The organism is Nocardioides sp. AX2bis, assembly GCF_902506435.1.
Classification (GTDB): domain Bacteria; phylum Actinomycetota; class Actinomycetes; order Propionibacteriales; family Nocardioidaceae; genus Nocardioides.
On the sequence record NZ_LR733215.1, the window covers coordinates 2,302,170 to 2,314,158 of the forward strand.

The window sequence follows — 11,989 nt, forward strand, 5'->3', positions numbered from 1 at the left end:
CACGGGACTCGATCCTATCCCAGGAGGGATGCTCAGGGTTGCAGGGCTCGTGCGGGCTGCGCGACCTCGAGCAGCTCGCGGGCGTGGGCGAGCCCGGTGTCGGACTCCGTGAGGCCGGCCAGCATGCGGGAGAGCTCGCGTTCGCGGCCGGTCTCGTCGAGCAGGGTCAGCCCCGAGCTGGTCACCGTGCCGTCGGAGGACTTGCGCACCACGACGTGCCGGTCGGCGTAGGCCGCCACCTGCGGCAGGTGCGTGACCACCACGACCTGGGAGGACCGCGCCAGCGCGGCCAGGCGTCGACCGATCTCGACGGCGGCCGTGCCGCCGACGCCGGCGTCGACCTCGTCGAAGACGAAGGTGGGCACCGGGCTGGTGCCGGCCAGGGCGACCTCGACGGCCAGCATCACCCGGGACAGCTCACCGCCGGAGGCGCCCTTGTGCAGCGGCCGGGGCTCGCTGCCGGTGTTGGCGGCCAGCAGCAGCTCGACGTCGTCGACGCCGTGGGCGCCGGCGTGGAGGTGCTCGTCGTCGACGGGGAGCCCGGCGGGGTCGTCGGCGCCGGTCGGGGTGCGCCGCACGGCGACCTCGAGGCGCGCGTGCGGCATCGCGAGGCCGCCCAGCTCGGTGGTCACGGTGGCGCCCAGCCGCAGGGCGGCGGCCGACCGCGCGGCCGAGAGGCGCCCGGCCACGTCGCCGAGCTCGTCGCGCAGGGCGTCGCGCTCGTCGCGCAGGGCGTCGATGCGTTCGTCGGTCCCGTCCAGGTCGAGCAGCCGACGGGACGCCTGCTCGGTCCAGGCCAGGACCTCCTCGACGGTCTCGCCGTACTTGCGGGTCAGCGCGGTGAGCGCGGCGCGGCGCTCCGAGACGGCGGCGAGGCGGGACGGGTCGACGTCGACGCGGCTGGCGTAGGAGGCGACGTCGGCGGCCACGTCGGAGAGCAGGTAGCTGACCTCGGCCAGCCGGTCGGCGAGGTCCGCGGCCTCACGGTCGTGGACCCGCACCTGCTCGAGCGCACCTCGGCCGGCGGCCACCGCAGCCATCGCGTCGGGGCCCCCGTTCTCGCTGGACAGGGCCTCGCGGGCCTGCTCGGCTGCGGTCAGCAGGGTGTCGCTGTTGCCCAGGCGCGACTCCTCGGCGGCCAGCGAGACGTCCTCCCCGGGCTCGGGCGAGACGGCCTCGACCTCGGCGAGGCCGAAGCGCAGCAGGTCGGCCTCACGGGCCCGCTCCCGAGCCGAGGCGACGGTCTCCTCGAGCTCCCGCTCGACCTGCTGCAGCCGGGACCAGCCCGCGCCGTGCTCGGCGGCCAGGTCCTGGACGGGCGGCCCGCCGAACCGGTCGAGCGCCTCACGCTGGGTCCGGGGCTGGAGCAGCCGGTGCTGGTCGGACTGGCCGTGCACGGCCACCAGGGGCTGCGCGATCGCGGTCAGCGTGGCGACCGGGACGCTGGCCCCGCCGACGTACGCCCGGGAGCGGCCCTCGGCGGCGACGTTGCGGGCCAGCACGACACGGTCGTCCTCGACCTCGCCGCCGGCGGCGTCGACGGCGGCCGCGAAGCCGGGAAGGGAACCGACGGCCACGACGCCCTCGACGCGGGCCTGCCGCGCGCCGGAGCGTACGGACCCGCTGTCGGCACGACCGCCGAGCAGCAGGCCCAGCGCGGTGACGACCATCGTCTTGCCGGCTCCGGTCTCGCCGGTGACGACGGTGAGGCCCGGGCCCAGCTCCAGGCTGGAGGAGTCGATAACGCCCAGGGAGCTGATCCGGATCTCCTCGATCACGGGTGCTCCCCCGACGGCACGGTCCCGAGGTGGCGTGAGCGTCGCTCGGCCGCCCCGCGCCAGCCGGCGACGGGCAGCCCGAACTTGGCCACGAGGCGGTCGGTGAACGGCGAGTCGGTCAGGCGCACCAGGCGTACGGGTGACTCACCGCGGCGGACCTCGATCCTGGCCCCCGGCGGGAGGTCGACGGCCCGTCGGCCGTCGCACCACAGCACACCGGCTCCCTCGGCGTGGTCGAGGACCTCGACGGCCAGCAGCGAGTCGGGGGCGGCGACCAGGGGCCGGGCGAAGAGCGCGTGCGCGCTGATCGGCACCATCAGGAGCGCCTCGACCGAGGGCCACACCACGGGCCCGCCGGCGCTGAAGTTGTAGGCGGTGGACCCGGTCGGGGTGGCGCACACGACGCCGTCGCAGCCCCAGCGCGACAGCGGGCGGCCGTCGATCTCGACGACCACCTCGAGCATCCGCTGCCGGGAGGCCTTCTCCACCGACGCCTCGTTCACCGCGAAGGTGTGGGCGACCTCCTCGCCGCCGCGCAGCACGCGCACGTCGAGGGTCATCCGGTCCTCGGTGGTGTAGTCGCGTGCCACGATCGCGGCGATGGTCGAGGCCACGTCGTCGTGCTCGGCCTCGGCGAGGAACCCGACGTGGCCGAGGTTGATGCCGAGGATCGGGGTTCCGCTGGCACGGGTGATCTCGGCCGCCCGCAGGATCGTGCCGTCCCCACCGACGACGAGGGTGAGCTCGCAGTCGCGGCTGGCGTCGTCCGGGGAGCTGGTCAGCTCGACGCCGGGCCGGGACGCCTCGACGTCGAGGTCCGAGGCCTCGTCGGTGAGCAGCCGGACCACCATGCCGTGGTCGGTCAGGGCGGTGAGCGCCGCGAGCGCGACCTCGCGAGCGGCCTCCCGCCCGGTGTGCGCGAGCAGCAGCACCCGGCGTGGTGCGGACGGGCTGTCCTCGGTCTGGCTCACTGCTCCACCCTCTCACCCGGTGCCGACGGCCCGGCGGGCGCCGCGGGGCCGTCCGCGACCCGGGTCTCCTGGGCGGCGACGGCCGCGGCCAGCGTCTCGTCGTCGAGCAGGGGCGGGCCGCTGCGGAGCCACACGAAGAACTCCACGTTGCCCGACGGTCCGGGCAGCTTGCTGGTGGTCACGCCGACCACGCCGCGGCCGAGGCGGGCCGCGGCCGCGCAGACCGCGACCACGGTCTCCGCGCGCAGGTCCGGGTCCCGGACCACGCCGCCCTTGCCCACACGGTCCTTGCCGACCTCGAACTGGGGCTTGACCATCAGCAGCAGGTCGCCGTCGGGCTCGGTGACGCCGACCAGGGCCTCGAGCAGCAGCCGCAGGGAGATGAAGGAGAGGTCGCCGACGACGAGGTCGACCAGACCACCCACCAGCTCGGTGGTGACGTCGCGGACGTTGGTGCGGTCGTGGACCCGGACGCGCTCGTGCTGCTGCAGGCGCCAGGCCAGCTGCCCGTAGCCCACGTCCACGGCGACCACCTCCGCGGCACCGGCGCGCAGGAGGACGTCGGTGAAGCCTCCCGTCGAGGCGCCGGCGTCGAGCACCCGGCGCCCGTCGACCCGGAGACCGTGGGGCCCGAGGTCGTCGAGGGCGCCGGCCAGCTTGTGACCACCGCGCGAGACGTAGTCCGGGCGGTCGTCGTCGACGGACACCACGAGCGCGACGTCGGTGGTCACCCCGGTCGCGGGCTTGCGGGCGACCATGCCGCCGACCTTGACCCGCCCGTCGGCGACCAGGGTGGCGGCGTGCTCGCGGCTGCGGGCGAGGCCACGGCGGACCAGCTCGGCGTCGAGGCGCAAGCGCCGTGGGGGCACCGGGTGCCGTTCAGCCGGCCGGGTGGGGCTCGTCGAGAGCCCGCCGCAGCCGGTCGTGGGCCTGCTCGACCGCCGCCGACTGCTCGGCGACGGGGAGGTCGAAGGCCGTCGCCAGGTCACCGAGCACCGCGTCGACGCCGGCGACGCCGGTGGTCGGCGGGGCCGGGACGGTGCCGGTCGCCTCGTGCTGGGTCATGACGTCAGCCTAGCGGCGGGCGGACCGCGCTCACGGCTCCTGGAGCGCGTCGGTCGCGACGGGCTCGCCGGTGGCGTCGAGATGGGCCCAGGCGGCCGCGGCGACGACCTGCCACCACGCGTCGGCCGGGCCGTCACCGTCGACCTCGAGCCGGCCGTCGGTCGTCCGGGCCTCCCACCCCTGGTGGCGCCACGTGGCCTCGCCGTCCCGGGGGGCCCGGGGCGCCTCGTGGGCCTCGTGCAGACCACCGAGGTCGGCGGAGACGTACGTCGGCCGCTGGTCGGGCGTGGCGGTGACGAGCTCGGCCAGCCCGGTGACCCCGGTGAGGACGAGCAACGTGTCGACACCGACGGCCGTACCGCCCTCGATGTCGGTGTCGAGCCGGTCGCCCACCATCAGCGGGCGCTCGCCGCCCATCCGGGCGACGGTCTCGTCGAGCAGCGGGCGAGCGGGCTTGCCGGCCACGGTCGGCTCCACCTCGGCGAAGCGCCGCAGGGTGTCGACCAGCACGCCGTGGCCCGGCGCGGTGCCGTACGAGGTGGGGATGCTCATGTCGGTGTTGCTGGCCACCCACGGCAGGCCGTCGCGCAGCAGGACGGCCGCACGCATGACCTGGCGCCACAGGACGTCCGGGCCGTAGCCGGTCACCAGGGCGACCGGCCCGCCGTCGTCGCCCGGGGAGGCGCCGTCCACGACGGTGTCGACCTCGCGCCCCTCCAGGCCCGCCGCTGCGACGGCCTGCCAGAGTCCCTCGCCCCCGAGGACGAGCACCGCAGCACCGTCTCCGTGCTCGGCGTGCAGGACCGATGCTGCCGCCTGTGCCGAGGTCACGACGTCGGCGTCGTGCAGCTCGATGCCGAGGTCACGCAGGTGCGCCACGACCGTCGCCGGTGGGCGTGAGGCGTTGTTGGTGACGTAGGCGCACCGCATGCCCGCCTCCCGCGCACGGGCCAGGTGCTCCGGCGCCCCCGGGATGGCGTCACCACTGACGTAGACGACGCCGTCGAGGTCGAGCATCGCCAGGTCGTAGGTGGAGGAGAGCGGGTCGTCGCTGCTGCCGAGCACGGACGCTCCTGCGGGTGGTGGTCGGGTACGGGCGCTGGGAACCCTACGATGCCGTGATGCAGCAGGGGGACGGTCGGGGTCGGGCGGGAGCGCTCGACCCTGCGCTGCGCGGCCCCCTGGTCCTCTCCCCCTTCCGGGCCCGCCGGCTCGATCTCGACCGGGTGGCGGGCGCCCCGGGGCAGGCCGACAAGTCCGTGTCGGGCCGGCTGGTCGACGGCTCCGGCGTGGTGCTGGACGACGCACCGGGGCTCTACGTCCACGAGTACCGCATCGGCGGACGGCTGGTCCGCGGGCTCGTCGGGCTCCTGGACCTCGGGCTCGACGCCCTGACCGACCTCGACCGTGGGCGGGCCGCGGTGCTCCCGCACGAGGCGGTCGAGCCGGACCGCGTCGACCGGCTCGCCGGCCGGATGGCCGACCTCGGCCTCGACCCCGCCCCGATCCTCCTGCTCCCGCTCCCCGGGCCCGGCCACGGGCTCGGCGTCCCGCCCGCCGACCCCCTCGACCCGCTGGTGCGCAGCATCGTCGCCGGCGCGCCGGTGGTCGCCGGGGAGGACGCCCGGCACCACGCCCACCGGGTCTGGCAGGTCTCCGCGCCCGAGGTGGTCGCGGCCACCGCGGCCGCGGTGGCGCCACGGCGCTTCCTGCTGGCCGACGGGCACCACCGGTGGGCGGCGCACCTCGCGCTGGAGCGCGCACGAGCAGCCTCCGGCGGCGCACCGGACAGCCGGCACGGCGACGGTCGCGCGCTGGTGATGCTGGTGGACACCGTGGACCAGTCCCCGGTGCTCCACGCCTTGCACCGGGTGGTGCTCGGCCTCGGCGTCGAGCGGGTCCTCGACGTCCTCGCGACTGCGGGCTACCGCACCCGCCGCAGCCGCTCGGTCGGTTCCCCCGCGCCCCCGGACGCGCCGCTCCGCCTCGCCCACGACGAGGTCGTCGTCGCCGACGGTCGCCGACGGGTGCGGGTGGTCGTGCCTCACCACGCGGAGGCCACCGTGGTCGAGCAGCTGCACGCCGCGCTCGAGCCCGTGGTGGGACCGACCGGCTTCGAGTACCACCACCGGATCGGCGCCGCGTTGCGACAGGTGCGTCGCGACCCCGGGGCGGTCGCTCTCGTCCTGCCTCCACCGTCGACCTCCGAGGTCGCGGCCTCGGCCACCTCGGGGCGGGTGCTGCCGGTCAAGGCGACGTCGTTCCAGCCGAAGCCGCCGCTCGGGGTGATCTTCCGGTCCTGGCGCGACGGATGACGCGCCCCCGCAGCACCTCGACCTCCACCCGCGACGCCCGCCCACCGGCAGCCGCGTAGAACCGGCGTCTCAGCCTGCCTTCGACCTCCACGACGTCACCCTCGTGCCAGGACCCGACGCTGCGCCGAGGACGAGCCGCCCAGGCGACGCACTCCAGGGCGTCGACCTGCCGCCGGGCACCGGTGACCTCGGGACGCGACACCACCACCCGCAGCGACCAGAGCTCGTCCCCGCTCGGCATCTCCTTGCGCTCGGGCTCCGCAGAGACCCGACCCACCAGCCGGACCTCGTTGACGAGCTCGATCCCGTCCTGCTCCATCCGCCCCACCTCCTGCACCGAGCGTGCCCGGTCCACGCGTGCGGTGGGGTCGCTCTCGGCGGCCCTGGGGAAGACGCGACGCGAACCGACCCCTGTGGAGGAAACCAGCCAAAATAGCACCAGGGGCCATGCACGAATGCATGGCCCCTGGGCTTTCTTCAAGTGTTGTCCGGCGGCGTCCTAGTCTCCCACAGCCTCGCGGTTGCAGTACCATCGGCGCTGAGAGGCTTAACTTCCGGGTTCGGGATGGGACCGGGTGTTTCCCTCTCGCTATGGCCGCCGTAACTCTATGACCCCTCCACACACACGCACCCAGCAGCTGTGCTCCTGATGGTGGTGGTGGGGGGTGGATTGTGTGGACGCGAGGACCCGGGTCACTAGGGGTGGTCACCGTCAGGGTGACCACTACCAGCGTGTGGGTCTCTCATATACGCGTAGTCGTTGTTGTCATGGTTGAGGGTTTGTGAAGACAAGCCCTCGGCCTATTAGTACCGGTCGGCTAGGCATCACTGCTGTACACCTCCGGCCTATCAACCCCATGGTCTGTGGGGGGCCTTACCCCATAACGGGTGGGAAACCTCATCTTGAAACGTGCTTCCCGCTTAGATGCATTCAGCGGTTATCACTTCCGAACGTAGCCAACCAGCCCTGCACCTGGCGGTACAACTGGCACACCAGAGGTTCGTCCATCCCGGTCCTCTCGTACTAGGGACAGCCTTTCTCAAGTTTCCTACGCGCGCGGCGGATAGGGACCGAACTGTCTCACGACGTTCTAAACCCAGCTCGCGTGCCGCTTTAATGGGCGAACAGCCCAACCCTTGGGACCTACTCCAGCCCCAGGATGCGACGAGCCGACATCGAGGTGCCAAACCATCCCGTCGATATGGACTCTTGGGGAAGATCAGCCTGTTATCCCCGGGGTACCTTTTATCCGTTGAGCGACACCCCATCCACATGGTGGTGCCGGATCACTAGTTCCGACTTTCGTCCCTGCTCGACATGTCTGTCTCACAGTCAAGCTCCCTTGTGCACTTACACTCGCCACCTGATTGCCAACCAGGCTGAGGGAACCTTTGAGCGCCTCCGTTACTCTTTAGGAGGCAACCGCCCCAGTTAAACTACCCATCAGGCACTGTCCCTGATCCAGATCATGGACCTAAGTTAGACATCTAGTACGACCAGAGTGGTATTTCAACGTTGACTCCACCCACACTGGCGTGTGGACTTCACAGTCTCCCACCTATCCTACACAAGCCGAACCAAACACCAATACCAAACTATAGTAAAGGTCCCGGGGTCTTTCCGTCCTGCCGCGCGTAACGAGCATCTTTACTCGTAGTGCAATTTCGCCGAGTCCATGGTCGAGACAGCGCCCAAGTCGTTACTCCATTCGTGCAGGTCGGAACTTACCCGACAAGGAATTTCGCTACCTTAGGATGGTTATAGTTACCACCGCCGTTTACTGGGGCTTAAGTTCTGAGCTTCACCACACAAGGTGGCTAACCCGTCCCCTTAACCTTCCAGCACCGGGCAGGAGTCAGTCCGTATACATCGTCTTACAACTTCGCACGGACCTGTGTTTTTAGTAAACAGTCGCTTGGGCCTGGTCTCTGCGGCCCTTCACGCTTCCCCAGCAAGTGGGTACACGATCCGGGCCCCCCTTCTCCCGAAGTTACGGGGGCATTTTGCCGAGTTCCTTAACCATGGTTCGCTCGATCGCCTTGGTATTCTCTACCTGATCACCTGAGTCGGTTTGGGGTACGGGCGGCGCGTAGCTCGCTAGAGGTTTTTCTCGACAGCATAGGATCACCCACTTCGGCCTAAGGCCTCGGCATCACCTCTCAGGCACGACATCGAAGTCAGCATCCCGGATTTCCCTAGGACACACCCTACGGGCTTACCCGTGGACAACCATCGCCACGGTTGGGCTACCTTCCTGCGTCACCCCATCGCTTGACTACTACCGGATCGGTTCGTGCGCTCCACCATCACGCCATCCACCCGAAGGTGGACAGTCACGCGGCTTCGGGCACTTAGCATCACCGGGCTCGTCATGGGCGCTACTTTGCCGGTACGGGAATATCAACCCGTTGTCCATCGACTACGCCTGTCGGCCTCGCCTTAGGTCCCGACTTACCCAGGGCAGATTAGCTTGACCCTGGAACCCTTGATCAATCGGCGCACGGGTTTCTCACCCGTGATTCGCTACTCATGCCTGCATTCTCACTCGTGTCGCATCCACACCTGGATCACTCCGGCGCTTCACTCGCGACACGACGCTCCCCTACCCATCCACACACCTGAACACACCTCGAGGGCGCGCTAGATCGGACACTGAAGTCCATGTGAATGCCATAGCTTCGGCGGATGACTTGAGCCCCGCTACATTGTCGGCGCGGAATCACTTGACCAGTGAGCTATTACGCACTCTTTCAAGGGTGGCTGCTTCCAAGCCAACCTCCTGGTTGTCAATGCGACTCCACATCCTTTTCCACTTAGTCACCGCTTAGGGGCCTTAGCTGATGGTCTGGGCTGTTTCCCTCTCGACTACGAACCTTATCGCCCGCAGTCTCACTGCTGCGCTCTCACTTACCGGCATTCGGAGTTTGGCTAACGTCAGTAACCTGGTCGGGCCCATCGGCTATCCAGTGCTCTACCTCCGGCAAGAAACACGCAACGCTGCACCTAAATGCATTTCGGGGAGAACCAGCTATCACGAAGTTTGATTGGCCTTTCACCCCTATCCACAGGTCATCCCCTCAGTTTTCAACCTAAGTGGGTTCGGTCCTCCACGCGGTCTTACCCGCGCTTCAACCTGCCCATGGATAGATCACTTCGCTTCGGGTCTAGATCGTGCGACTCAACCGCCCTATTAGGACTCGCTTTCGCTACGGCTTCCCCACACGGGTTAACCTCGCCACACAACGCTAACTCGCAGGCTCATTCTTCAAAAGGCACGCCATCACCCACCAGTACGCAAGCGCACTCCAGGCTCTGACGGATTGTAGGCACATGGTTTCAGGTACTATTTCACTCCCCGCCAGGGGTACTTTTCACCTTTCCCTCACGGTACTTGTCCGCTATCGGTCATCGAGAAGTATTTAGGCTTAACGGGTGGTCCCGCCAGATTCGTACAGAATTTCAGGGGTTCCGTACTACTTGGGAGTAGACCAACGGAGACACGTACGTACACCAACGGGGCTCTCACCCTCTACGGCGCTGCTTTCCAACAGACTCAGGTTTAGCAACGTGTTTTCTTACTCCGCCGCACGATGGCAGTCAATGCGAAGACCTATCCCACAACCCCGTACACGCAACCCCTGCCAGGTATCACACGCGCACGGTTTGGCCTGATCCGATTTCGCTCGCCACTACTCTCGGAATCACTCTTGTTTTCTCTTCCTACGGGTACTGAGATGTTTCACTTCCCCGCGTTCCCTCCACACACCCTATACATTCAGGTGCAGGTGACTGGACATGATTCCAGCCAGGTTTCCCCATTCGGACACCCCCGGATCACAGCTCGGTTGCCAGCTCCCCAGGGCTTATCGCAGGCTCCAACGTCCTTCATCGGCTCTCGATGCCAAGGCATCCACCATGTGCCCTTTGCAGCTTGCCAACACAAACACTCAACAAAAACAACAAAGACACAAATTAACACTACAATATGAAAACATCACAACCACACACAAACCAGCCTCCACCAACGTGGAGTACCTGTGCGGCTTTGATGCTCGCGTCCACTATCCAATAATCAAACACCATGGAGGCAACCAGCCCGCACCCCTCCACCAAGGAGGAGCCGACCAGCAGCTCCGGGTCAGAGGCGTGATGCCTCAGAACCCCAACAGCGTGCCTTGTCTCCACCCCCATACAGGTGCGGGGGAACATCGATGAGATCCACTAGTGAGCAACATCGGGGCCGAACATTCGCCGACCCACCGTGCGTGCTCCTTAGAAAGGAGGTGATCCAGCCGCACCTTCCGGTACGGCTACCTTGTTACGACTTCGTCCCAATCGCCAGCCCCACCTTCGACGGCTCCCCCCACAAGGGTTGGGCCACCGGCTTCGGGTGTTGCCGACTTTCGTGACGTGACGGGCGGTGTGTACAAGGCCCGGGAACGTATTCACCGCAGCGTTGCTGATCTGCGATTACTAGCGACTCCGACTTCATGGGGTCGAGTTGCAGACCCCAATCCGAACTGAGACCGGCTTTTTGGGATTCGCTCCGCCTTACAGCATCGCAGCCCTTTGTACCGGCCATTGTAGCATGCGTGAAGCCCTGGACATAAGGGGCATGATGACTTGACGTCATCCCCACCTTCCTCCGAGTTGACCCCGGCAGTCTCCCATGAGTCCCCAACACCCCGAAGGGCTTGCTGGCAACATAGGATAAGGGTTGCGCTCGTTGCGGGACTTAACCCAACATCTCACGACACGAGCTGACGACAGCCATGCACCACCTGTACACCGACTAAAAGGGCACCTATCTCTAGGTGTTTCCGGCGTATGTCAAACCCAGGTAAGGTTCTTCGCGTTGCATCGAATTAATCCGCATGCTCCGCCGCTTGTGCGGGCCCCCGTCAATTCCTTTGAGTTTTAGCCTTGCGGCCGTACTCCCCAGGCGGGGCGCTTAATGCGTTAGCTGCGGCACGGAACCCGTGGACGGGTCCCACACCTAGCGCCCAACGTTTACGGTGTGGACTACCAGGGTATCTAATCCTGTTCGCTCCCCACACTTTCGCTCCTCAGCGTCAGGTAATTCCCAGAGAACCGCCTTCGCCACCGGTGTTCCTCCTGATATCTGCGCATTTCACCGCTACACCAGGAATTCCGTTCTCCCCTGAATACCTCTAGTCTGCCCGTATCGGAAGCCAGCACCGAGTTAAGCCCGGTGTTTTCACTCCCGACGCGACAAACCGCCTACGAGCCCTTTACGCCCAATAATTCCGGACAACGCTCGCACCCTACGTATTACCGCGGCTGCTGGCACGTAGTTGGCCGGTGCTTCTTCTCCCCCTACCGTCACTTTCGCTTCGTCGGAGGTGAAAGAGGTTTACAACCCGAAGGCCGTCATCCCTCACGCGGCGTTGCTGGATCAGGCTTCCGCCCATTGTCCAATATTCCCCACTGCTGCCTCCCGTAGGAGTCTGGGCCGTGTCTCAGTCCCAGTGTGGCCGGTCACCCTCTCAGGCCGGCTACCCGTCGAAGCCTTGGTAGGCCATTACCCCACCAACAAGCTGATAGGCCGCGAGCACATCCCCCACCGAAAAACTTTCCAACAAACCACATGCGTGGAATGCTCATATCCGGTATTAGACCCCGTTTCCGAGGCTTATCCCAAAGTGGAGGGCAGATTACTCACGTGTTACTCACCCGTTCGCCGCTCGTGTACCCCCGAAAGGGCCTTACCGCTCGACTTGCATGTGTTAAGCACGCCGCCAGCGTTCGTCCTGAGCCAGGATCAAACTCTCCATTGAAAGCCAAACCCGACAAAAAACAAACCCTGACCAAATTGCTTTGACCAGAATCATTGCCGAA

Annotated in this window: 7 protein-coding genes and 3 rRNA genes; 1 reads left to right on the plus strand and 9 read right to left on the minus strand. The window is 67.2% G+C overall.

Annotation, left to right across the window (positions count from 1 at the left end; translation table 11 throughout):
- Positions 1 to 32: 32 nt before the first annotated feature.
- From recN to GV155_RS11045, 5 genes are read right to left on the minus strand one after another with little or no spacing between them, the layout of a single operon-like run.
- Positions 33 to 1,778: a DNA repair protein RecN gene (gene recN / locus GV155_RS11025; RefSeq protein WP_160007923.1), complete on the minus strand. Its 1,746-nt coding sequence runs from the start codon at positions 1,776 to 1,778 to the stop codon at positions 33 to 35.
- Positions 1,775 to 2,749 (minus strand): NAD kinase, encoded by a 975-nt coding sequence (locus tag GV155_RS11030; protein WP_201300141.1) that lies wholly within the window; start codon positions 2,747 to 2,749, stop codon positions 1,775 to 1,777. Before GV155_RS11030 ends, recN begins: the two co-directional genes overlap by 4 nt.
- Positions 2,746 to 3,618: a TlyA family RNA methyltransferase gene (locus GV155_RS11035; RefSeq protein ID WP_160007925.1), complete on the minus strand. Its 873-nt coding sequence runs from the start codon at positions 3,616 to 3,618 to the stop codon at positions 2,746 to 2,748. The genes GV155_RS11030 and GV155_RS11035 overlap by 4 nt, the downstream gene beginning before the upstream one ends.
- A gap of 10 nt (positions 3,619 to 3,628) precedes the next feature.
- Positions 3,629 to 3,814, minus strand: a complete 186-nt coding sequence (locus tag GV155_RS11040; RefSeq protein WP_160007927.1) for a hypothetical protein — start codon at positions 3,812 to 3,814, stop codon at positions 3,629 to 3,631.
- A 30-nt stretch (positions 3,815 to 3,844) separates the two neighbouring features.
- Positions 3,845 to 4,879 carry an HAD-IIA family hydrolase gene (locus GV155_RS11045; protein WP_236554260.1) on the minus strand — a complete coding sequence of 345 codons (1,035 nt, stop codon included), beginning with the start codon at positions 4,877 to 4,879 and terminating at the stop codon, positions 3,845 to 3,847.
- 56 nt (positions 4,880 to 4,935) lie between these two features.
- Here GV155_RS11045 and GV155_RS11050 point away from each other — a divergent pair, with 56 nt between their 5' ends.
- Positions 4,936 to 6,129 (plus strand): DUF1015 family protein, encoded by a 1,194-nt coding sequence (locus GV155_RS11050; protein WP_160007929.1) that lies wholly within the window; start codon positions 4,936 to 4,938, stop codon positions 6,127 to 6,129.
- On the opposite strand, the gene GV155_RS11055 is transcribed toward GV155_RS11050, so the two are convergent.
- From GV155_RS11055 to GV155_RS11070, 4 genes are all read right to left on the minus strand, one after another.
- Positions 6,062 to 6,448, minus strand: a complete 387-nt coding sequence (locus GV155_RS11055) for a single-stranded DNA-binding protein (protein ID WP_160011186.1) — start codon at positions 6,446 to 6,448, stop codon at positions 6,062 to 6,064. The genes GV155_RS11050 and GV155_RS11055 overlap by 68 nt on opposite strands.
- Positions 6,449 to 6,615: 167 nt before the next feature.
- Positions 6,616 to 6,732 (minus strand): 5S ribosomal RNA (gene rrf, locus GV155_RS11060).
- A gap of 181 nt (positions 6,733 to 6,913) precedes the next feature.
- Positions 6,914 to 10,067 (minus strand): 23S ribosomal RNA (locus tag GV155_RS11065).
- A gap of 339 nt (positions 10,068 to 10,406) precedes the next feature.
- A 16S ribosomal RNA gene (locus tag GV155_RS11070) occupies positions 10,407 to 11,928 on the minus strand.
- Together the 16S, 23S and 5S rRNA genes form the textbook arrangement of a ribosomal RNA operon.
- Positions 11,929 to 11,989: the final 61 nt, after the last annotated feature.

Excerpts from the sequence above, each read along its gene's own strand:
- GV155_RS11055 (WP_160011186.1), bottom strand. The coding sequence starts at position 6,448 with ATGGAGCAGGACGGGATCGAGCTCGTCAACGAGGTCCGGCTGGTGGGT.
- GV155_RS11040 (WP_160007927.1), bottom strand. The coding sequence starts at position 3,814 with ATGACCCAGCACGAGGCGACCGGCACCGTCCCGGCCCCGCCGACCACC.
- GV155_RS11050 (WP_160007929.1), top strand. The coding sequence starts at position 4,936 with ATGCAGCAGGGGGACGGTCGGGGTCGGGCGGGAGCGCTCGACCCTGCG.